Origin of the sequence: Anaerotruncus sp. 80 (assembly GCF_009936115.1) — a bacterium.
Lineage (GTDB): Bacteria > Bacillota > Clostridia > Peptostreptococcales > Anaerovoracaceae > Senimuribacter > Senimuribacter intestinalis.
Window position 1 is genome coordinate 1 of record NZ_QWES01000017.1, and the last position, 22,551, is coordinate 22,551.

A 22,551-nucleotide genomic window follows, 5' to 3' on the forward strand; every position below is an offset into this window, starting at 1 on the left:
ACAATAACAACCCCACCCTTCCACGAAGCAAAGCTTCGGGTGGGTGCCCGGGAACCTTGTTGTCCTCTGACAATGACCTTACAAAGCGGGCGGTCTCATTGATTGAGACCGCCTGTTCTTTATTTCCACCATTTAAGTCAAATAGACGCCCCATGGGGCGTCATATTATTTTGTAACTAGTAATCATACGGTAGTTTTTGCTGCGTAGAATCCGGCGCGCCATAATCTCAAGATTTTTTTGGATATCCGGCGTTCACCCCATGAAAAACGCCATCTTCTAAGCGTTTTTTTGTATACATGGCGTCAGCCATCCGCCAAACGCCATATTGGGATTCATTTTCATAAAAAACTGGCGCGCACCTGCCGCCTAATACCCACTTTTTTGATATTTTACTGTAGGATGCTAAAGTTTTTCCGACTATCTGTCTGCATTTCTTTCTGCCGCCGCCATTTTTTCTAAAAAAGCTTTTCTACCTGGCACTTTCTCAAAGGTCCGCGCCATGTATACAGAAATCAAGTTCAAAATTGGCACGGGGTAAATCATCGGCATATCTTAATTCTCTTTCTGCCAGGTTTACTCCCGTACACGAATTTGCCTGACTAACTGCTTCAAGCCGGCGCTCTGGTCGAAAATCAAAACAAAAGCTGTCTCATTTTATTTTGAGACAGCTCCAATCATGTTAAATCAAAATCGGATCGCACGGCTGACTGCTCGTGCTGGTTACAGAATTTCTTGCAATGAGGAAGTAGTAGTACTGCTGCCCCGGTTTTCTCAGCGAATCAAAATATGTTGTCTCCTCTTTAATCGTTGCCTCAAGCCAATAAGGACCGTTTATCGTTCTGCTGCAGTAGAGCTCATAACAGTCTGCGCCTTTTACTTCATTCCATGACAACGTAACGGATCCATTCTCATCATCGTGAAGCACTCCGGAAAAACCAGTTGGCGGCTGCAGCTGTATATCTACATAAACAGCTTTGGAGTAAGCTGAATTCCCGCTACTGTTTCCAGCATAAACCGCCTTTACACGGTACCGGCAGATACCTTCGATATTGCTTACCCTTGCAGTATAGGTCAGATTTGTAGTAGTCTTTACCAGTTTTTCTCTGTCCGTTCCAATTTTACGATAGACTTTATAGCAATCTGCTTTAGCTACCTGTCCCCAAGACAGTGTAATCTTACTTTCCGCCTGATTGTTTTCTATGGTAACTACAGGTGTCGCCAGCTTCAGCGTGTTTGATACGATATTGCTGTATTGGCTGCCACTGGTTTTGACCGCTTTAATTTTGTAGTAAGCTTTTTGTCCCATGTCCACAGAACGATCAAGAAAAACCCTGTCCTCTGTCTTTCCAATGCGCTTATAAGTTCCGGTTTTATTGTAGCTTCGGTACACATCGTAGCGGGTTGTATTAGTGGTCTTCAGCCATGTCAACCGAATTCCGCCAGCTTCCATATCTCGCATTGAAGATACCGTTGGGGCTGCATAAGTTTTGTACTTAACTGGTTTTTTCACCATAGTCAGATAGCTATACTGTCCATACATCGAGAAAAAATCATCGATAGTGCCACTGTAATACTGCACCGTATTGGCTCTGTCATAATTATTGTCAGCCCAATAAATATAATCTTCCGTCACCTTTAAAAGCACCACGGAATGACCAGACCAACTGTCAAACTGTCTGGTATTGCAAAAACGAATATGCGTGCCCGCTTTAACACCAAGACATTTTTTTAGGAAATTCTTCTGGGTATTCTTTAGTCCTGTAAAATAGTTAACATCGTTTTGCGCTGCCAAAAGTCCGTTGATAGTCTCAGCAAACCCCCAGCATTCTCCACTCTTTGGAAAAGTGCTCAGGTGCTTGTACTTACTCATGGCATAGTCAATGGTGGAAGAGGCGGTCTCGTTTGCAGTACAATCCTGTCCTGCATACCCTGTACCTGAGTCAGCTACAGCTTCTTGCGGCTGCAATATAAATGACACACTCAGCATCATGGTACATGTCAAAAGTAAAGCCAAGGCTCTTTTTTTCATAGCTTGTCCTTTCTGTCCTGCTTTCGCAAACGCTTTATAAATGCTTCTCACAAAGTTCCTTTATGCTGCAGTTTTCGCAAGCAGGCTTTCTGGCGTCGCAGCAGTTTCTGCCGTGGAAAATCAGTGAATGGTGAGTTCTCGACCATCTATCTTCAGGGATTACTTCCATCAGCGCCATCTCTGTTTTCAACACGTCTTTTTCGCTGACAAAACCGATTCTGTTTGCCACTCTAAATACGTGAGTATCCACCGCAATACGCTGATGTCCAAATCCTACAGAAAGCACTACGTTAGCAGTTTTCCTGCCTACACCCGGCAGTTCCACCAATTTGTCGTAGTCCTCCGGCACCTTGCCGTCGTATTGATCTGCCAGCATTTTCGCCATCTTTACGATATTCTTTGACTTCGTCTTGTACATGCCGATTCGCCTGATATACTCGCTAACCTCCTCCGGGTCGGCATTTCCCAGTGCAAAAGCGTCCGGATAAGCTGCGAATAAATCCGGAGTCACCTGATTGACGCTTTTGTCTGTGGTTTGTGCGGACAAAGCCACCGCTACAATAAGCTGAAATACATTTTGATGATGCAGTGCGCACTCTGCGTCCGGATAAGTATCCTCCAAAATGTCTAAAATTTCTTTAATGTGTTCCTGTTTCATACCTAGCATTATACAAGAAAAAACAATCTTTGACAAGTCCGAGCAGACAGACCACCGCAAGCCACGCATCTATTTTGCTTGACAAATGCCCATTCCCCTCATATAATTGTATACGGTTAAAATCCAGGAGGAAAGAAATGTCTATTATTCAATACTTAGAAGACGGCAAAACAGGCAATCAGCCCCTATCCACCAATCTTTACACAGAGCTTCAGGAAGACGTTTTAACTGGCAAACTAAAGCCCGGTGAAAAATTAACAGAACAGAAAATCTGCAATGAGTATAAAGTCAGCAGGACACCTGTCAGAGAAGCATTGAGACAGCTTGAAATGGACGGTCTCATTGAAAATATTCCCAACAGAGGCGCCTTTGTCCTTGGGCTTTCCACACAAGATTTAGAAGATATGTTTACCCTTCGCAAAGATTATGAAATTCAAGCTGTGAGATGGGCTATTGAACGCATTACAGAAGAAGAAATGCAAGAACTTGAGGAGACCTTTGAATTCATGGAATTTTATACCATGAAAAACGATATTAACAAAATGATTAATATCAATACAGCATTCCATCAGATTATTTACATGGCAACGCATAACAGAATGCTGAAGCAAATACTGTCTTCCTATCAGACTTATTTGAAGCACTGCAGCCCATCCAACTACTACGCCCCTTCCTACCTGAACGATGTCCTTTTGGAACACCGCACTATCTTCGAAGCATTTAAAGCCGGCGACATCGAAGGCGGCGCACTGGCGATGAAAGAACATATGGAAAATGGCAAAAAACGAAAATTCAAATAAATAATCAAAAACTATTACAGCCTCCAGCAAAGCTTATTGCGGGAGGCTGTTCTTGTATTCTCTATTTTATTTTACCTCAAAAATCAGTTGTTCTCCGTCAGAATTGATGACCACTGTATCCCCGTCTGTAATTTCACCCTGAATCAGCTTGGAAGCAAGGGCTGTTTCGATATTTTTCTGCAGATATCTTTTTACAGGTCTTGCACCATAGGCCGGATCGTAGGAATTTTTTGCAATGAACCTCTTACCCTCTTCCGTCAGGGAAAGAATAATTTCACGCTCAGAAAGGCGTCTCTCAAGTCCCTTTAAGGAAAGCTCGATAATACTTACAATCTGGTCTTCTGTCAGCGGACTGAAGACCACGATATCGTCGATTCTGTTGAGGAATTCCGGACGGAAGTAATTCTTCAGCTGGTTTTCTACATCTTCCTTGGTTTTCTCATCAATCGAGCCGTCAGGCTGGATGTTTTCAATCAGCTGACTGCTGCCGATGTTGGAGGTCATGATGATAATGGTATTTTTGAAATCTACTGTTCTTCCCTGATTATCGGTCAGTCTTCCATCATCCAGAAGCTGCAGCAGAATGTTGAATACATCCGGGTGCGCTTTTTCAATTTCATCGAAGAGAACCACGCTGTATGGCTTGCGGCGAACAGCTTCAGTCAGCTGACCGCCTTCATCGTAGCCCACATATCCCGGAGGCGCACCGACCAGTCTGGACACTGCGTGCTTTTCCATGTACTCGGACATGTCGATACGAATCATATTCTTCTCCGAATCAAAGAGAGACTCTGACAAAGCCTTGGCAAGCTCAGTTTTACCAACACCAGTAGGTCCAAGGAAAATAAAGGATCCGATTGGTCTGTTTTCGTCCTTTAAGCCTGCCCGTGCGCGAAGAATGGATTCTGATACAGAAACAACTCCTTCTTCCTGACCGATGACTCTGCGGTGCAAAATTTCCGGCAATTTGAGCAGCTTTTCCTTCTCCGACTCTACCAGCTTGGCGACAGGAATGCCAGTCCATGCAGAAACTACTTCTGCAATTTCTTCCTCGCCGACCTCTTCTTTCAGCAGGCGATTTTCCTCAGCCGTTTCAGCAGTCTGCTTATCAGTTTCAAGCTTTTTCAAAAGCTCCGGCAGCGTACCGTATTTCAGCTGCGCTAGTTTTTCAAGGTCGTAGTTTCTTTCCGCCTCTTCCATCTGGTGCTTTACTTCTTCTATCTGCTCCTTGGTACTCTTCACCTGGGTAATCGCTTTTTTCTCATTTTCCCACTGGGCACGCATCGTGGCATTTTCCTCGCGAAGCTGGGAAAGCTCTTTTTCAAGTGCGGAAAGCCTTGCCACCGATCCGCGGTCTGTCTCCTTGGAAAGAGCTTGCTTTTCGATTTCCAGCTGCATGATTTTTCTGGAAATCTCATCAAGTTCCGTTGGCAAGCTGTCGATTTCCGTTCTGATTTTGGAAGCTGCCTCATCCATCAAGTCAATGGCTTTATCTGGAAGAAAACGATCGGAAATATACCGGTCAGAAAGAGTTGCGCAGGCAATGAGAGCGCTGTCTGTAATGCGCACGCCGTGATGAATCTCAAAGCGTTCCTTAAGACCACGGAGAATGGAAATGGTATCCTCCACTGTCGGCTGATCCACAAGAACCTTCTGAAAACGTCGCTCAAGTGCTGCGTCCTTTTCGATATACTTGCGATATTCATCAAGAGTCGTAGCGCCAATGCAGTGAAGTTCTCCTCTGGCAAGCTTTGGTTTCAGCAGGTTTCCTGCATCCATGGAGCCCTCTGTTCTTCCTGCACCTACAATATTGTGAATCTCATCAATGAACAGAATAATTCTACCATCGGACTTTTCGATTTCGTTGAGAACGGCTTTCAGACGTTCCTCAAACTCTCCTCTGAATTTGGCGCCGGCAATGAGGGCTCCCATATCAAGCGCAAAAATCGTCTTGTCTTTCAGTCCCTCCGGCACATCGCCGTTTAAAATTCTCTGTGCCAGCCCTTCTACTACGGCAGTCTTGCCTACCCCCGGCTCACCAATCAAGACCGGATTATTTTTAGTTCTTCTGGAAAGGATCTGAATTGCGTGTCTGATTTCGCTGTCACGCCCAATAACCGGGTCCAGTTTTCCCTCTCTTGCCATCTCCACGAGATCACGACCATACTTATTCAACACGTCATAGTTATCTTCAGGATTCTGGCTGGTAATACGCTGGTTTCCTCTCACTTTAGAAAGAGCCTCCAAAAATTTCTCCTTGGTAATCTGATACCTAGAAAACAGCTTAGCAGATGGTGTGCCTCGCTCAGCAAGGAGCGCCAGGTACAAGTGCTCAACACTGACATATTCATCTTTAAACTGCTCTGCTTCCTTCTCTGCAGAAATCAGAACCTGATTCAGCCTTCTAGAAGCGTAGATATTATCAGCATTTCCGGAAACTTTCGGCAGTTTCTCGATGGCTTCCTGAAGCTCAGCAATCATATAGGAAGGATTGACCTCCATGTACTGCAAAAGCTTCGGAATCAGACCGTCCTTCTGCATTAGCAGCGCTAAATGCAAATGCTCACCCTCCAGTACCTGATGGCCCTCTGAAATTGCAATATTTTGGCAGTCCATAATGGCGGACTGTGCATTCTGTGTAAATTTTTCGATGTTCATATGCTTCACCCCCGCTTCAAACATCACTATATTTGTACTATTTTTAATCTCTGTCTCTATTTTATACCCACTTTTTCAAAAAGTAAAGAACTTTTTAGCACTCATCATCAACGAGTGCTAATAATCTTCAAACCAAAGAATGCCCGCATAGCCATCTAGCATACACGGGCAGCTCATAACTTCGCAAAATCTTTAAAAAATAATCAAATCCATCAGAAGCTGATATACAAAGTTGACGCAAGGCACCAGCACAACATCAGTTACGTTAAAGATAATCAGCGCCAGCAGAATAAGAAATCCTTTGTCGTAAACCTGATAATACCAGTTGTATTTCCGCAGGTCGAAAATCTCGGTCAAAATGCCGAACCCATCCAGCGGCGGCACCGGCAGCAGATTAAATACCATCAGCACCACATTGACCGATATGATGTAAAACAAAACGTCTAAAAGAACATCTCCGAAAGTGCCCATGAGCCAAGGTGGATTCATGATAAATAAGCCTTTCAGTACAAACGAAAAGACGATAGCAATGAAGAGATTCATCACGACTCCCGCAAAGGACACCAACATTTCGTCCCGCCTTCTGTGTTTATAATAGCGCGGATCAATTTCTACAGGAACACCCCATCCAAATCCCGCGATTAGCAGCGCAAAAAAACCAAAAGGATCAATATGTGCCGCGGGGTTTATGGTTAATCTTCCCTGCAGCTTCGGAGTTGGATCCCCTAGCTTATAAGATACAATCCCGTGTGCAAATTCGTGAAAAGATAAACCTATAATAATGCCAGGCAAAATCAAAAGTTTATCCATAATCCATTCTCCGGCATCTACGTATGGATTAGAAATAATTCTAAGTACAATCAGTGCAAAGAGCAGCACCAGCGCCGGTGAGCGTAAAAATCGTTTCAAATCTTTTTTCCTTTCCCAATATATTTTTAAATATTTTATCACATTTATGGGCAATTGAAAATACTATAATATAAACGGTCAAAAAAGAAAGGTGGTTTTTTATGAGTAATACACTTGTATGTATCGATGTCTATACTGTCTCAGCAGGTGATACCCTGTACACAATTGCAGAGAAATATGATCTGCCAGTCAGTCTTTTGATGAAGGTTAATCACATTACCAATCCATACAATCTGCAAATCGGAACCAGACTCTGTATTCCGGGAGATCCTTCCCAACTTCCAAAGCCGGAAGAACCGTCAAAGCCAAAAGTGATTACCCACGTGGTAGAAGCTGGAGACACTCTGTACTTAATTGCAAAAATGCATGGCGCAAAGCTGGATGATATTATGCAAGCCAATCCATCCATCGACCCATACAATCTGATGATTGGAACCGAGCTTTGCGTTCCTCTGCCGTAAATCTTTCACTGTAGAAGTAGTACGCCTCTGTTGCATTAATGCCTTGTTAACGTGCATAAAATCGATATTTTTTTCAAATATATGCACACTGGCCACACTGCGCCCAACAAATATAGTTCGCAGAGAAGTATGCGTTGCGCACGTTGCCTTTTCTTCTCATTCATGGTAGAATAAAATCAGCTAACAAACTGGGAGGATACAATTATGGAAGGCACATGCAGACTGAAAAGGTTTTTACAGAAAGAACATACCCCTGCCGAGAAAGCTATGCTGGTTTCTGCTGCTGCGCTGATTGGCGCTGCTGCAGGCATCATTCTCTTTTCCGCAAGCGGTGGCATTAACATCGAAATCTCCATCGGCTCTCACAACGGCTGCCATAACACCGGCAACGGCTGTGACAATACCAGCACCAGATAATCGACAAATCAAAAACGCTTCGGCAAGCCATCTTGGGTACCTGCCAAAGCGTTTTTTCGTTTCACACTTTTTTTTGCAAATAAAATTAAAGTTTTTTTAGTTCTTCTTCCAGTTCTATCAGCACTTCTTGTCTCGCATCAATCGCCGCAGTGAGATCTAGTGCAGCCTGCTCTGCGCCAGCCCCTGCTTTAATTAGGTCATAATAAATTCTGCCCAGCTGTGCAAAATCCACTTCTAGTTCTTTCTTTTCTCCATTAATCTTTGTTTTAATCTTCGTTACTTCAATTGCATCGTTTGCCTTATCACCGATAGCAGCAGCGGCATCGGTCAGCTTATCTAAAAAAGCCATATCGATTCTCCTTTCACTATCTGCAGTTTGTTAATCTGCTTTCTTTTCCTTCAATATATCTCTTCTTTGCAGCAAAGGATTCCTGCTCCAAAGATACATCCAGTTCCTCGTCGTTTAACGCAAGCCCTGCTTTTTCGGCTGCCACAGTAATAATTTCCTCTGTAAGCCACGGATTGGTTACAAGCATAGGTCCCAGGGTGTTGGTGAAAATTGCATTTTCTAGCAGAAAACCTTCCTGTCTATCCTTTCCAGTGTTTCCATAGCCATAAATCAGCTGACCGAAGGCAGGCTGCACATCGCAGATAAAATCCGCCATCTGAATCTGGTTTCCCAGCACTTCCACTTCCTTGCTTCCATATTTACAGCTAAAGTACACATCGTCACCATATACCGCATCATTTTCCTTCGCAACTGCATCCAGAATCCCCAGTCCCTCAAAACTGCTGCCGTCGGCTCTCTGCACTTCTTTGCACCACAGCGCCATAGACGTTCCGGTTGCCAAAAGCACCTTGCCGCTTTCGATATAAGCCTTAAAAGCGTCAGCCTGCGGCCTCAGATATTCCAGTACTACTGGAAAAGACACGATTTCTCCCGGCGGGCAAAAGATGATATCATAATCCATCGGATTAAAATTCTCGGTATCAAAATCAATACGATCTATCGAAGTTTCCAGACCTTTCAGCTTTGCAATCTGCTGCAGCGCCAGAATATTTCCCCTCTCTCCGTGAAGATACAACGTATCCGGGAAAAGCCACGCAATTTTTAAGTCTTTCATTTAATTTCCCTCCTTATCGATGTACTTCTTCATGTGTTCAAAAGTATGCAGCCACGTAATCAGGTAAATATTCTTCGTTTCTGTCTCCTCAATTTCCTTAAAGATGGTCTCTACCGCTTCAGTTTCTGCAATAGAAATCTTTGACCGATCTACTCCCTCGTAAATCAATCTGTTGGCAGTATCAAAGCAAACCGCTTCGGAAAAGCAGAAGTATTTCTCAACGTCAGATTTTACCAGACCTGACAAATCACAGTCAAAGGCGTAGAAAGAGTTGGTATAGTGTGGAATCAGGTCAATAAGAGGACACAACCCAAGGCACACCATCTTCGTTTCCTTGTCTGCAGCCATGACGTTGATACAGGTCTGCAAAGTTTCCGGATTTTCCTGCTTAATCCGCATGTATTTAATGGTTTTATCTTTATATTTCAAAATCTCAAAGCGACCGCCCACATTTTTGAAGGAGCCAAAGGCTTTTGCCGCATCAGCAGGTTCTATGCTGCCAAGTTCCTTGGCTACTGCAAGCGCACCGGCATAATTGTAGCACATATAAGGTGTATCGTATGGCATATCAAAGGTTACATCACCAAGCTTAAACTTTCTCGCCGCAAAATCCACATCGGTAATGGTGTAGTCTGCTCTTTCGTCTGAAGATAGACCGCAGTGGCTGCAGTGGAATTTGCCAACGCCATCGTTGTTATAATAATCGAAGATGATTTTGTGCCTGCAACGAGGACAAGCCATAGTCGGAAAGCTCTCATCCTTGGTGAAAGACTCGTTATGACGATCAACACCGTAAGTTACAATGTTTTCAGATTTGTCTCCAAAAGAGCGGGTTCTCGGCTCCTCGTTATTTAAAAAGAAGCGAATGCCGTCAGGCAGCCCGTCAAAAATTTTTCGGTAGATAAAGTCCGGATCGCCGTTTCTCTGCACCTGATCCTTCTGCAGATTGGTAATCATAATATTCTGTGCCGGAAGCTGCTTATGAATCAGCGGCAGATAACGTTCGTCAGTCTCAAAGATGATATAGTCCGCCTTAATACGGCCAGTCAAGCTGGATGCCTTAGAAAGCGCAGTCGCAACACCGTAAATCAGGTTTGCACCCTCCAGATTAGCAACCACTTTCTTTCCATTTGAGCGGAAAATATGAGTAATCAGATTGTTGGTCGTCGATTTGCCGTTGGTACCGGTGATAAACAGAACCTTGGAATAATCAATTCCTTTAAAGTGAGCCACCATCTTAGGATCAATCTTCATGGCTTTTTCACCGGAGAAGTTGGAGCCGCGGCTCTTGTCCACAATGTTGATGATGATGTTAATGAGCTTTGCAAACCAAAGCGCAAGATAAAATTTCATTGGTATCCTCCCGTCATAATATATCTGACAGCAATCTGGAAATAGCTTCTTTGAATTTCACTGCTGTCTTTCTGTTGTTATAATCCTTTCGTGTCAATTCATGACCATGTTCCATATCAATCATAAACTGCCTGTCCATCTTTTCGCCAAATGTTTTATCATAAACAAAGGCGTTGGATTCAAAGTTAAGCCGAAAGCTTCGCCTGTCGAAGTTAGCAGAGCCAACCGTTGAAATCTCTCCATCCACTACCAGAGTCTTAGCATGAAGAAAGCCGTTATCATAAATAAACACCCTGGCCCCGGAGCGAAGAAGTTCGCCGCAGTAAGCGTAAGTCGCCCAGTAGACAAACATATGGTCAGGCATACACGGTATCATAATTCGTACGTCTACGCCGGACTGCGCTGCCATTTTGAGGGATTCCAGCATGCTGGGATCCGGAATAAAGTACGGCGTTTGCAGATAAACTGACTTCTGTGCGTAGGTAATCATCTTCATCATAGAACGCTTAATTTCTTCTCTGACAGAGTCCGGTCCGCTGGAAACAATCTGTACAGGGCTTGTCCCCGCATCCTTTGGCGCACCCAGATAGGCTTCGTCAAGTTCCATCTGCTCTTTGGACGCAAAACGCCAGTCCATGATAAAGCGAGCGTTGAGATCCTGCACAGCGCCGCCCTGCAGCCTGATGTGCGTATCTCTCCAGTAGCCGAACTTTCGCTTCTGCCCCAGATACTCTTTTGCAATATTAAAGCCGCCGGTATAACCGATTTCACTGTCGATGACAACAATTTTTCGGTGATTGCGGTAATTCATCTCAAAATAAAGATATTTCAACTTCGGTTTGAAGAAATAGGCAGTCTTCCCACCAGCCTCCAGAAATTCTGAAAGCCTCCAGTCGTTGATAAATCGGCTTCCCAATGCATCCATCAGAAGCCTGACCTCTACCCCTTCTTTTGCTTTCTTTGTCAGCGCTTCCAATAATCGCTTTCCTACCTTATCATCCTTGATGATGTAATACATGACGTTGATCGTTTTGGTTGCGCAGTTGATATCGTGAAGCAGGTTCTCGAACATCTCCTTGCCGTCTACCAAAAGCTCCACCTGATTGTTTTGGGTCAGAAAAGCGTTGCCGTAAACCTGATTCAGTTTTATCATATGCTTCCATCTTGCCGCTTCTTCCTTTGAAAAAACAAAATCGCCGCTGTCCATATCGGCAATCTGACCTTGCATCTCCTCGCCCATCGTCAGCATTTCTCGCTCAGACAGTCTGGAAATCTTGTGTCTGGAAATATTCTGCGACAGCATCATATAAAGAAATATCCCGAAAATCGGCAGAACGAACAGGACTAAAATCCACGCCAGTGACGCCGCCGGATTTTTTCGCTCCAAAAAAATAATGGTAAGCGCAATAATCAAGTTGATACTGTAAATAAAAGCACTCCAGTTGCTGTCTGTAAACAAACTGATAAAATATGTCATCTCTAAATCCCCTAATACTATAATTTGTCCATTTTTATATTTTATCACAACACTGAAAGATTTTCCACATATAAATCAGCGGCAAGCCAATGAAATCTGTTTCGAGATTTGCTTAATATTTGCTTGAGTTCTGCTCCGGATCTGCTCAGAAAGTGAATTTCGATTCCGGAAATCGGCTATCTGACCGTAAAGAACGAAAATTGACATCATACGGTCAAAAATCCTGTTACAGCCTTTTTGACCGTAAAAAGCTGATTTGAACAAATACGGTCAGAAAATCGGCGCTTATTTGCAGCGCATGCTGTGTATTCATATTTCGATTTTCATAATGTTACAGCATATTACAGATTCTTACAGAATATCGTGAGAAAAATCTCCCAATTACTTGCAGTCAGATGGATTTTTCCTGCGCAAATTCATTCATGCAGCTGCAATCTGACCGCAATCGATTAAAACGATAGATTTACGGTCATTTTTGGTGTTACAGGATTTTTGCAAATGACCGTAAAACTCGTTTTGGCTGCAATACGGTCAGATTGGCGTTTTCAAGTCGCTCGCTGATAGTCGTAATAAGAGAAACGCCTGCTGGCAGCGAGTCTCACTGCCAACAGGCGCTTCTTTAAGAATGTATATGGCTTTATAATTCATATTTTCATCTCATCTCTGTAACGACTTCGTCCCACGGTTTTACCATGCCCTCCTCAGCATAGCTTTTTGCCTGTTCTAATTTCTGCAGAATTTGTTCTTCTGTTAATGGCTCAAATGGACTTATCGGTACTGTCCCGGGTTCCTTAAATAAGATGTCTGATTTTGCTTTTAAATCATCATCAACGCTTACTTATATGGTACTCATTTTTAACATCTCGCTCTTCCATTTTCTACTTTACTGCCGTTACGATAGGGCTTATACTTTTTTCGGATAGTCTATCGACTCGATAAATCATCCCATCCCTCTATTATAAATATGCTTGTAATATCCTGTAATCAAATCCTAAATTCACATGCAAAAACTAAATCTTCGCTTTTATGATATTCGGCATCCAGAGTTACACTGCAATCCTTTATAATCCTATATGTTCCATGGGGTAATTTCCCATAATCTTTTCCCCAACTCACAGTAAAACTATATTCACCAGTTGGCACTTCATAAGCTATCATTACAAAATCCAAATACGGTTCTACATCGCTCCATTTTCCTAAGACTTTTTTCTGCAATGCGTAGAATTCCCCTGTACGCATCTGTAGGTCGGATTTGTTATTGATAATGAAAGTTCCCTTTTCTGCGGTAATAGCCTCTTTACCAGAAGCTGGATAAAACTCTAAATAACCGGCAATCACCGATTCCTCCGTCAGTCTTTCTGACCAAATATCATTTAACGTGCTGCGATGATGCAGCGTAATTCCCAGTACTGTAATAACCAACACAAAACCAGCTATTAGTTTCCCATATTTTCTCATCTTATTTTAGTATAAAGTTATGTTTAACCTTGATACAATATTCGCTCCTTTCACATAAATCAATTTGGTTGCTCCAGAAGATTCGTTTTTTTATTATTCTCTTCCACAACTTACTTCATGTAAAAATTTGTTATATAAGGAACTTTGCAATATTCATACCATAAATAAAATTGATTTAAAATTCATATTATATGAACTATTTTTAAATACTGTAAGCCGCATAACTTACTATATCATATTTAACTAGTTTCACCTTTAACCAGATATATTCCTGTTTAATCTTATTTTGTCCTGTTATCCTAAATATGGCCTTTATCCCAATATACTCCCAATGCACGCTTCATCACCCTGTCCAGATTGTCGCTGCTCTTTTCACCGCAAGCTAATGATATTGCCGTCACATAAGAAAAAGAGGACTGCCCTGGCAGTCCTCCGCTCCACACTTATAAAATAATACAGATAAAATAATCCTTCCCCTCGTTGCTGATCTTCTGTAGTGACCTCTGCACCTTGACCTGCAGGCTTTCCGGCATTGCGGTCAGCTTACCTTCCATCTGCTCTGCCACCAGCTCCTGCAGGGATTTTCCGAAGAGATTGGTATCCCAGATATCGCTGCTTTCAGCACCTTCAGCATTCTCTGCTACATCAAACTTTTCCATCAGATATTTTGCCAAATCCGCAGACTGCTGTTCCGTCCCCACAATAGGTGAAATCTCCGTGCTGATATCGGTTCTCACCATGTGCAGACAAGGTGCCGAAGCGACCAGTCGCACGCCATACTTGCTGCCCTGTTTAAAGACCTCCGGCTTTCCCAGATTCATCTGAGACAGTTTTGGATGAACAATTCCATATCCGGTGGATTTTACTTTTTCAAGAGCCTGCGCCATATCGTCGTAGGCGCGCTTTGCACCGGCGTATTCAGAAAGGAGCATAAACAGTTCTCTGTCGCTTCGTACCGGCTGACCGAGCAGTTCCTCCATAATCTGATAATAAAGTCCTTCCTGCAGCTTGACATCGATGTACACTCTGCCCGTAGCCATTTCAGAATGCTGAACAGACACTTCCTTCACATGGGCATTAGCAGAAAGCATTTGTACCGTCTGTTCCACACTGCTGATGGTATCTATACCATCCATCCACTCACAGACAGTCCTGACAATCCCCGCCTTAATATAGTGGTTCTGAGAAAGCGCATCCATATATTCCGGCAAGTCAATAAAGATTTCACTGACTGGAAACTGTTTCAAAAGCTCATCAAAAATCTGCTCCGGCACACTTCTATCCATTACTGCACAATCAGCCGCAATCACCGGCGCTGCATATTTTTCCGAAAGTTCTTTTGCCAGGTTCTGACATGCATTAGATGCCGGTATCGCACTGTTCAGCACAATGACAAAAGGCTTTCCCAGCGCCTTCAGCTGAGAAACAGTCTTTTCTTCTGCCCCCTCGTAAGCCTCCCTTGGAATTTCCCCAAAACTGCCGTCACAGGTTACCATAATGCCGACGGTGGAATGGTCGGTGATGACTTTCTCGGTTCCCCTCTCTGCCGCCTGTTCAAAAGGCATTTCCGCTTTATCCCACGGTGTCTTTACCATGCGGCTTTTTCCATCTTCCTGATGTCCAAGGACACCAGGTACCAGATATCCCACACAGTCTACCAGTCTGATTTCCATGGCTGCATGATTAATTTTTACTTTGACTGCCTCTTCCGGCACAAATTTCGGCTCCGTCGTCGTAATGGTTCTGCCGTCGCCGCTCTGGGGCAGCTGATCCACCACCCTGGTTCTGGCATATGTATTTTCAATACCCGGCACAACAAACAGTTCCATAAATCTTTTGATAAATGTGGATTTCCCCGTCCTGACAGGTCCTACCACGCCGGCATAAATCTCTCCGCCGGTTCTCTCCGCTATACTCTTATAAATATTTCCATCAGTCATACCTTCATCCTCTTTCTCACATAACTTATTCAGAATATATGAAAAAACCGCCATGGATATGACGGTTTTGTAAAAGTTTTAGTCTTCAATTTTGTACTGGATTGCATTGACAATGGCTGCAGCAATATTACTTCCGCCCTTTCTGCCCCGTGCCACAATGGCAGGCACCCCAAGCTTGATAATCTGCTCCTTAGATTCTACTACATTGACAAATCCCACCGGTACGCCGATGACTGCCGCAGGTCTAAGCTTTCCTGCCTTTACTAAATCACAGATAGAAATCAGCGCAGTGGGCGCATTGCCGATTGCAAAAATAACCGGCCGATCAAGCTGCGCCGCTTTTTCCATGCTGACCAGAGAACGGGTTACACCTCTTGCCTTTGCTTCCTGCGCCACATCTTCGTCTGCGATGAAGCAAAGCACCTTCCCGCCGTATGCCTCGATGCGTTTCTTGTTAATGCCCGCCTGCGCCATCTTGGTATCCGTTACAATATATGCGCCGCTTCGGATGGCATCCTGCACGGTTTCAATAATACCATCTGTAAAGTACAGACTATCCGCATACTCAAAATCTGCAGAGGTATGAATGCAGCGCTTAATCACCGCCTCATAGCGAGAATCCAGTTTCTTGTCGCCGAGAATTTCTCCAATCATTTCAAAACTCTTTGCTTCTATTTGATCAGGTTTAATATTTTCAATTTTCATTATGCTTCAATACCTGCCCTTGCCGGAATTCCCTTGTCATAAGGGTGCTTTACTTTGTCGATTCTGGAAACATAGTCAGCAAGTTCCTCAAGCTCTGCAGTTGGATATCTGCCGGTCATTACAACTTCCAGCTGCTCCGGACGATTCTTCAAAAAGTTCACAATCAGCTGATCGTCGAGAAGTCCTGCTTCAATGGAGCCAAGCACTTCGTCCAGCACCAGCATATCGTAGTGGTCGTTTTCCAGCATTTTTACCATATCTGCAAACTGCTCTGCATTAATCTGTCTGGTTTCTTCCTTTTCTTCTTCAGTCATCTGGAAGGAAAACTTTTTAATCGGTTTAGTTCCCAGTACCTCAATGCCCGGCAGACTCTTTAGAATCTTCAGTTCGCTGCTGTCTCCGGATTTCAGAAACTGCATGAATAAAACGTGGAGACCATATCCGCAGGCTCTTACAGTAAGACCCACAGAACAGGTTGTCTTTCCCTTTCCTTCACCACAATAAATGTGTACTAAGCCTAAATCATTCTTTTTCATATTCTTCCTCCTGTTATCTAATCAAACTATAAATCAAATCCATATCCAGTGCAGCGCGTAAATTGTCTGCAAGAATATCATACTGCACCTGCTTATACGCGTCAACATCAAATGCCTTTACATCAGTAAAATCCATGCCTTTTTCAGCCAGAAGAGCCTCTATGACAGCTTTTGCAATTTCCTCTTTGTCAAAAATGCCGTGAATATAGGTGCCGTAAACATTTCCATCGTTTATGATATTGCCACTGGCGCCCGAGGTGCCCATGTGGATTTCATAGCCTTGATATGTTTTGCCTGACAGAGCAGCAAAAATGCCATCTACGTCAGATAGTACCCCTGTCGCATTGGTTCTGATTTTCTCATTCCCAAATTCAGTACTGTGGGGGAGCAGACCGATTCCGCTCATCTGACCTCCATGTTCCACACCCTTTGGATCTGACAGACTTTGTCCCAACATTTGGAATCCGCCGCAGATGCCGAAAATCGGCTTTCCCTTGGCATGGTGTTTCAAAACGGCAGCCTCAAGCCCTGACTGACGCAGCCACAAAAGATCTGCCATGGTGTTCTTTGTGCCCGGCAGTATAATGAGATCCGGATTTCCCAGCTCATGAACCGACCCTGCGTACCTTACGCCCACCCCGTCAATATATTCAAAGGGATTAAAGTCGGTAAAATTGGATATTCTCGGCGTGCGAATGACAGCGATATCCACAAGAACCTCACCTTTACGGTTTGCAAAGCGGTCAGTCAGACTATCCTCATCGTCAAGATCCAGTTCCATATAAGGCACGACTCCTGCTACCGGTACGGAAATGATATCTTCCAGCATGCGAAGCCCTGGCTCCAAAATTGTCACATCACCTCTGAATTTATTGATGATTACACCTTTGACTCTTTCTTTTTCTTCCTCGTCAAAGAGCAGCATAGTGCCTGCTAAGGAAGCAAAAACGCCGCCTCTGTCAATATCTCCAACAAGAAGCACCGGCGCATCCGCCATCTTTGCCATGCCCATGTTCACCAAATCTTCTTCTTTTAAGTTGATTTCCGCAGGGCTTCCCGCCCCCTCCATGACGATAACATCGTAGTCCCTGGAAAGACTCTCAAAAGCCTGTCTGATATTTTCACGAAATCTTCCTTTTTCTTTGTAAAAATCCTTTGCTGTCAGGGTGCCGTACACTTCCCCGTTGATAATGACCTGCGAGCCCTTGTCGCTGGTCGGCTTGAGCAGCACAGGGTTCATACGGCAGTCCGGTTCAATCTGACATGCCTCCGCCTGCATCACCTGCGCTCTGCCCATTTCCATACCATCTTTGGTGATAAAGGAATTCAGCGCCATATTCTGCGCTTTAAAGGGAGCTACTTTATAGCCATCCTGCTTTAAGATTCTGCAAATTCCCGCAGTTACCACACTCTTTCCGGCATTAGAGCAGGTTCCCAGTATCATAATTGTTTTAGCCATGGATAGGTTCCTCTCTTCCCTCTGTAATTTCTCCAAGACACTTTAAAAAATAAATATTTTCCTCTCTGGTTCTTACAGCGATTCGGTAATACTGCTCATCAAGAGAAATATAATTGCTGCAGCTTCTTACAATAATATCAAAGGCTTCCAGCGGTTTTCGGATATCCCTGGCACTTCTGAAAAAAATATAGTTCGCCTTTGTATTATACACTTTGTAGCCCAAATCTATCAATCCTTTTACAAGAAACTCCCTATTTTCTTTGATATATGTTTTCGTTTTCTCCACAAACCCCGTCAACTTAAGTGCCGCACATCCTGCTTTTGCTGCTACAGTAGATACTGCCCAAGGCTGCAGCGTCTCTCTGATGATTTCCGCCTGTACAGTATTTGCGCAGATGCAATATCCCAGTCTAAGTCCAGCCATAGCATATATCTTTGTAAATGCCTTTAAAATAATAACGTTTTCAAGGCGTTGCACATCAGCCATAACCGAATAGCGCTCTTCTTCGTCCAAAAACTCTGTAAAGCACTCGTCTATGACTAAAGTAACACCGCATCTTTCACATTTCTGCGCAATGGCAAGCACCAATTCCCGCTCTGTCGGTATGCCAGTCGGATTGTTAGGATTGCAAAGAAACATCATATCCAGACTCTCATCAATAGCCTTTAGCACATCTTCCTGCAGCCGAAATCCCTTCTCCTCTGCAAGAAAGTGATAGACTACAGTACTGCCGCAAGCCTTCAGCGCCTGTTCATACTCCGAAAAAGTTGGCGCCAGAACAAGTGACTTCTGCGGTCGCAAGCCTAAAGCGATGCGAAAGATGATGTCTGCCGCCCCATTACCGCAGCAGATACACTCTTTCGGCACACTGTGATACAAACTAAGCGCCTCAGTCAGCTCCCTGTTCTGCGGGTCAGGATAGCTTTCGTACCGGTCTATATGTTCTGCAATCGCCGTCTTCACTTCCTCCGGCATGCCAAGAGGATTGAGATTAGCTGAAAAGTCATAGACCTTGTGGTCGTATTTATAAATATTTCCGCCATGTATTTCTTTCATTATAGTAACTCCAAACAGGTTCTAATCCCAAGGAAGATGATGAGGCATAAAATCGCTGCACCATACATCAGCTTCACGGTGTTTTTGATGTCGGATGCTTCGATTGGTCTGTCATCATCGCCGATGGTCTTTTTCTTGTAAAGTTTTCCGAAGTAATATGCGTCACCGGCAAGCTGTACATGCAATGCACCAGCACAGACAGATTCCGGATGGGCGCTGTTGGGGCTGGCGTGATTTCTTCTGTCTCTTCTGTAAATCTTCAGTCCATTCTTTCCGTCAAAGCCGGTAAAAAATGCTGCCGCCACCATAGCAAAAGCAGTCAGTCTTGCTGGAATATAATTCCAAATATCATCGCTGATGGCAGACACTTTGCCAAAATTGATATACTTCTCGTTCTTATAGCCCACCATGGAGTCCAGCGTATTAACCGCCTTATAAAGCATACCAAGGGGCGCGCCGCCCACTGCCATAAACAGCATAGGCGCAATAACGCCGTCAGAGGTGTTCTCCGCCACTGTTTCCACCACAGCCTTGGTAATCTGCCTAAAATCAAGATCTTTCGTATCTCTTCCCACAATGTAGGACAGATATTTGCGCGCACCTGCAAGATCGCCCGCCTCAATATGGTGATAAACACGCATACTCTCGTCTTTGAGCGACTTAGCCGCAAAAATCTGATAGCAAAGCAAAGTTTCCACCGCATATTTCAGATAAACATGAACCATTGCAGCTGCCTGCAGCAGCCCCCAGCATAACCCGAAGGTCAGCACAGGAACACTTACTGCCAGCACTGCTCCTGCTGCGATTTCACCGCCTTTGTTCTTTGGAAACAAAGCACGAAGCAGCTTTTCTCCCTTCGTAATGAAAAAGCCAATCAGGCGAATGGGGTGCGGCAGCCACGGCGGATCGCCAAAAAGACAGTCCAGCAAAAAAGCAATTAAAATGATGATGACTGTTTCCATCTATATGCCTCACATTTCCTTACAAAATTCTCCCCAAAAGCAGGATTGCTCCACAGGTGAATATGGGGATATCCAGCGAAAATTGTCTCACTGCTGCAGACAGCCTGCCAGTGTCTCTTTCCCTTTTCCGCAGTAAAACCTTCACCGTTCATATCACTGTCACTGTAGTGAAACTCATGGCAGGTAATGGTGTCCCCTTTCCCGCACATTAGATTGTCACTGTTTGCAGTCAGCGTTTTATATCCAAAGCGAACCAGACTTTTCGTCATCACAGATTGACCGGAAAGAACGCCCGCCATGGGAAAGATTTTTCCGTCTTTTTCTATGGACTTTCCCAGATACATAAAGCCGCCGCATTCTGCATAAACCGGCATGCCGCCGGCTGCTGCGCTTCTGACAGACTCAAGCATCGACTCATTAGAAGACAGCTCGTAAAGATACTCCTCTGGATAGCCGCCGCCTAAAATCACGCCGCTAATCCCGTCTGGAAGTTCTTTGTCCATAAGGGGTGAAAAAGGTATCAACTCCGCCCCCATTTTTTTAAGTAAAGTAAAATTGTCCTCGTAATAAAAACAAAAAGCTTTATCGCGGGCTACCCCAATGGAGACCGGCTTTTCCAATACCTGTGGTATGCAGATTTCCTCGCACTCTATTTCAGCCGCCGACTGTGCCAGCGCTAAAATTCCTTCCAAATCCAGTGTTTCGGCAGCCACCTTTCCCAAGACTTCCATCTTTTCTTTCAGGTTTTCTATTTCTTCGGCAGTAACCAGTCCCAGATGTCTGCTGCCAATTTCCGCCTCAGGAAGCCTTGGAAGATATCCATAGCAGCGCAAATGAAGTTTTTCTTCAATCATCTCTTTATAAAAAGGATACATAGCTTTTGAGCAGTGGTTTAGAATCACCCCCGCTATCCGATTCTCTGCAAAATTGATATATCCAGAAAGCTCCGCCAAAAGGGACAGGCTCTTTCCCCTGACCCCTGTAATGAGAATCTCCGGCGTTTCTGTCACTCTTGCAATGTGGTTAGCCGAACAGGTGTCATCAGAAAACCCCAAACCGTCATACATGCCCATAACCCCTTCTATGACAGCAATATCCAAACCCTTTCCATTTTCGGAAAGCAGGTATTTCACCGTATTTTCACCGCACAGAAATAGATCCAGATTTCTGGATTTTGTTCCCAAAATCTCACTGTGAAACATAGGATCGATATAATCGGGACCGCATTTAAAGCTGGCGGCTTTGATGTTTCTGCTGTAAAGCGCCTGTAAAAGAGAGCAGGTCACAGTGGTTTTACCACAGCCGCTGCCACTTCCTACCAGCATAATTCGACTTACTTTAGTTTTCAAGTTTCCTTGCTCCTTTGATGATATATACCGGATTGTCTGCCTGCATAAGATGATAATTTCCCAGTTTTTTTGCGGTGGCAATGTTGGCACAGACTACCTCGGTTTCCATCTTTAGCGCCTTAAACACCTCAGTTGTCTGAGAAATGGTTTCCAGCGTTACCGCAGTGACTGCAAAGACTGCTGCCGGATTTTTTGCAAGAACGGCTTCCATAATCTCTGTGAGATTTCCTGTGCTGCCACCGATAAACACCTTGTCAGCAGGCGGAAAATCAGAAAGACCATCGGGCGCCAGCGCATTCCTTATTACAATGTTTCCTGCACCGGTTGCCGCCATGTTCTGTTTTACCAGTTCCACCCCTTCAGAATTTTTTTCCACTGCGTAAACCGTGGATTCAAAAGCTTTGTACGCCATTGCGCAGGTCACAGAGCCAGTGCCTGCTCCAATATCGTAAACAACATCGGTCGGCTCTATTTCCAAGGCTGACAGCACTAAGTTCCGTACAGCTTCCTTCGTCATAGGACTCTTTCCTCTGACAAAATCCTCATCTTTTAAGGTTTTATATCGGTTTGCATAATTTTTATTCTCGACAACTATGACTGACAAGTCGTCAAATTCCATCTCCGCAAAATCCGCTGGGTTTCCCGTCAATATTCTCTCTTCTTCAAGGGATAAATTTTCTCCGATATACATCGTAACATTGGAGAGTCCCGCCTTACGCAGCTGCTTTGCAATATCCTGTACCTTAAGCGTGCCTCCTGTCAGAGCAAACACCTTTTCATGATAGCAAACATATGGCACGATAGATTTGTTTCTGCCGTGAAGACTTACCGTCTTTATATCCTCATAGCCCAGTTTCAGTTTTGCCATAAAACAGGACAAACTGCCGATACCGCTGATAAATTCCATCTCAATTTCGGGTCTTACATTTTTTGCTATGGTGGATGCAATGCTGTAAAATCCCGTATCGCCGGAAGCTGCAACACATATGATTATAGGTTCTTTCCCATGGGCGTTAATATAAGAAACAGTGTCCATAACTCCCATCACCTGCACCTTGTCAGTCAGCGCCGAAAGCGAATCATAAAGTCTGCCTGCTGTCAGCACCAAATCGGCAGAACGTACCGCCTGTATCATCTTGTCTGTATAAAGATCCGCAGCCCCCGGACCTGCGCCTGCAACAATTACTTTCATAAAACT

21 protein-coding genes are annotated in these 22,551 nt (G+C 44.2%); 3 read left to right on the top strand and 18 right to left on the bottom strand.

Annotated features, from left to right (window positions below; all coding sequences use genetic code 11):
• Positions 1 to 418 precede the first annotated feature (418 nt).
• The 3 genes from D1155_RS16010 to nth all read right to left on the bottom strand — a co-directional run bounded on the left by D1155_RS16010 (position 419) and on the right by nth (position 2,688).
• Positions 419 to 550: a hypothetical protein gene (locus tag D1155_RS16010; RefSeq protein ID WP_279261703.1), complete on the bottom strand. Its 132-nt coding sequence runs from the start codon at positions 548 to 550 to the stop codon at positions 419 to 421.
• Positions 551 to 680: 130 nt separating this feature from the next.
• Complete coding sequence (locus D1155_RS09605) at positions 681 to 1,979, bottom strand: hypothetical protein (RefSeq protein ID WP_160202186.1); 1,299 nt, start codon at positions 1,977 to 1,979, stop codon at positions 681 to 683.
• An 85-nt stretch (positions 1,980 to 2,064) separates the two neighbouring features.
• Entirely contained in the window at positions 2,065 to 2,688 is a 624-nt protein-coding gene (gene nth, locus D1155_RS09610) for an endonuclease III (RefSeq protein WP_160202187.1), read from the bottom strand.
• Between the two features lie 137 nt (positions 2,689 to 2,825).
• On the opposite strand from nth, the gene D1155_RS09615 reads away from it, so the two are divergent.
• On the top strand, positions 2,826 to 3,488 hold the full coding sequence (locus D1155_RS09615; protein WP_160202188.1) for a GntR family transcriptional regulator: 663 nt from the start codon (positions 2,826 to 2,828) through the stop codon (positions 3,486 to 3,488).
• A gap of 66 nt (positions 3,489 to 3,554) precedes the next feature.
• Here D1155_RS09615 and clpB read toward each other — a convergent pair whose 3' ends face one another.
• Positions 3,555 to 6,146: an ATP-dependent chaperone ClpB gene (gene clpB, locus D1155_RS09620; RefSeq protein ID WP_160202189.1), complete on the bottom strand. Its 2,592-nt coding sequence runs from the start codon at positions 6,144 to 6,146 to the stop codon at positions 3,555 to 3,557.
• A gap of 192 nt (positions 6,147 to 6,338) precedes the next feature.
• Positions 6,339 to 7,055: a site-2 protease family protein gene (locus tag D1155_RS09625; protein WP_243151064.1), complete on the bottom strand. Its 717-nt coding sequence runs from the start codon at positions 7,053 to 7,055 to the stop codon at positions 6,339 to 6,341.
• 101 nt (positions 7,056 to 7,156) lie between these two features.
• Here D1155_RS09625 and D1155_RS09630 point away from each other — a divergent pair, with 101 nt between their 5' ends.
• Positions 7,157 to 7,516, top strand: a complete 360-nt coding sequence (locus D1155_RS09630) for a LysM domain-containing protein (RefSeq protein ID WP_160202190.1) — start codon at positions 7,157 to 7,159, stop codon at positions 7,514 to 7,516.
• 204 nt (positions 7,517 to 7,720) lie between these two features.
• A complete protein-coding gene (locus tag D1155_RS09635; RefSeq protein ID WP_160202191.1) occupies positions 7,721 to 7,933 on the top strand; it encodes a hypothetical protein in 213 nt (70 codons plus the stop codon).
• A gap of 85 nt (positions 7,934 to 8,018) precedes the next feature.
• On the opposite strand, the gene D1155_RS09640 is transcribed toward D1155_RS09635, so the two are convergent.
• From D1155_RS09640 to cbiE, 13 genes are all read right to left on the bottom strand, one after another.
• The gene (locus D1155_RS09640; protein ID WP_160202192.1) at positions 8,019 to 8,282 is read right to left on the bottom strand and encodes a hypothetical protein; all 264 of its coding nucleotides are present in this window, start codon (positions 8,280 to 8,282) and stop codon (positions 8,019 to 8,021) included.
• A 16-nt stretch (positions 8,283 to 8,298) separates the two neighbouring features.
• The gene (locus D1155_RS09645; protein ID WP_160202193.1) at positions 8,299 to 9,057 is read right to left on the bottom strand and encodes a cobalamin biosynthesis protein CobQ; all 759 of its coding nucleotides are present in this window, start codon (positions 9,055 to 9,057) and stop codon (positions 8,299 to 8,301) included.
• Positions 9,058 to 10,410 (bottom strand): MurT ligase domain-containing protein, encoded by a 1,353-nt coding sequence (locus tag D1155_RS09650; protein ID WP_160202194.1) that lies wholly within the window; start codon positions 10,408 to 10,410, stop codon positions 9,058 to 9,060.
• A 13-nt stretch (positions 10,411 to 10,423) separates the two neighbouring features.
• Positions 10,424 to 11,887: a cardiolipin synthase gene (gene cls / locus D1155_RS09655; protein ID WP_160202195.1), complete on the bottom strand. Its 1,464-nt coding sequence runs from the start codon at positions 11,885 to 11,887 to the stop codon at positions 10,424 to 10,426.
• 984 nt (positions 11,888 to 12,871) lie between these two features.
• The gene (locus D1155_RS09660) at positions 12,872 to 13,345 is read right to left on the bottom strand and encodes an immunoglobulin-like domain-containing protein (RefSeq protein ID WP_160202196.1); all 474 of its coding nucleotides are present in this window, start codon (positions 13,343 to 13,345) and stop codon (positions 12,872 to 12,874) included.
• Positions 13,346 to 13,788: 443 nt separating this feature from the next.
• Positions 13,789 to 15,285 (bottom strand): stage IV sporulation protein A, encoded by a 1,497-nt coding sequence (gene spoIVA / locus D1155_RS09665; protein ID WP_160202197.1) that lies wholly within the window; start codon positions 15,283 to 15,285, stop codon positions 13,789 to 13,791.
• 78 nt (positions 15,286 to 15,363) lie between these two features.
• Positions 15,364 to 15,990, bottom strand: a complete 627-nt coding sequence (locus D1155_RS09670) for a precorrin-8X methylmutase (protein ID WP_160202198.1) — start codon at positions 15,988 to 15,990, stop codon at positions 15,364 to 15,366.
• Positions 15,990 to 16,526 carry a cob(I)yrinic acid a,c-diamide adenosyltransferase gene (locus D1155_RS09675; protein WP_160202199.1) on the bottom strand — a complete coding sequence of 179 codons (537 nt, stop codon included), beginning with the start codon at positions 16,524 to 16,526 and terminating at the stop codon, positions 15,990 to 15,992. Before D1155_RS09675 ends, D1155_RS09670 begins: the two co-directional genes overlap by 1 nt.
• A gap of 13 nt (positions 16,527 to 16,539) precedes the next feature.
• Complete coding sequence (locus tag D1155_RS09680; RefSeq protein ID WP_160202200.1) at positions 16,540 to 17,985, bottom strand: cobyric acid synthase; 1,446 nt, start codon at positions 17,983 to 17,985, stop codon at positions 16,540 to 16,542.
• Positions 17,978 to 19,042, bottom strand: a complete 1,065-nt coding sequence (locus D1155_RS09685) for a threonine-phosphate decarboxylase (protein ID WP_201759575.1) — start codon at positions 19,040 to 19,042, stop codon at positions 17,978 to 17,980. Before D1155_RS09685 ends, D1155_RS09680 begins: the two co-directional genes overlap by 8 nt.
• The gene (gene cbiB, locus D1155_RS09690) at positions 19,042 to 20,004 is read right to left on the bottom strand and encodes an adenosylcobinamide-phosphate synthase CbiB (RefSeq protein ID WP_160202201.1); all 963 of its coding nucleotides are present in this window, start codon (positions 20,002 to 20,004) and stop codon (positions 19,042 to 19,044) included. The genes D1155_RS09685 and cbiB overlap by 1 nt, the downstream gene beginning before the upstream one ends.
• Positions 19,980 to 21,353 carry a cobyrinate a,c-diamide synthase gene (locus D1155_RS09695; protein ID WP_243151065.1) on the bottom strand — a complete coding sequence of 458 codons (1,374 nt, stop codon included), beginning with the start codon at positions 21,351 to 21,353 and terminating at the stop codon, positions 19,980 to 19,982. Before D1155_RS09695 ends, cbiB begins: the two co-directional genes overlap by 25 nt.
• Positions 21,343 to 22,545: a precorrin-6y C5,15-methyltransferase (decarboxylating) subunit CbiE gene (gene cbiE, locus D1155_RS09700; protein ID WP_160202202.1), complete on the bottom strand. Its 1,203-nt coding sequence runs from the start codon at positions 22,543 to 22,545 to the stop codon at positions 21,343 to 21,345. Before cbiE ends, D1155_RS09695 begins: the two co-directional genes overlap by 11 nt.
• Positions 22,546 to 22,551 lie beyond the last annotated feature (6 nt).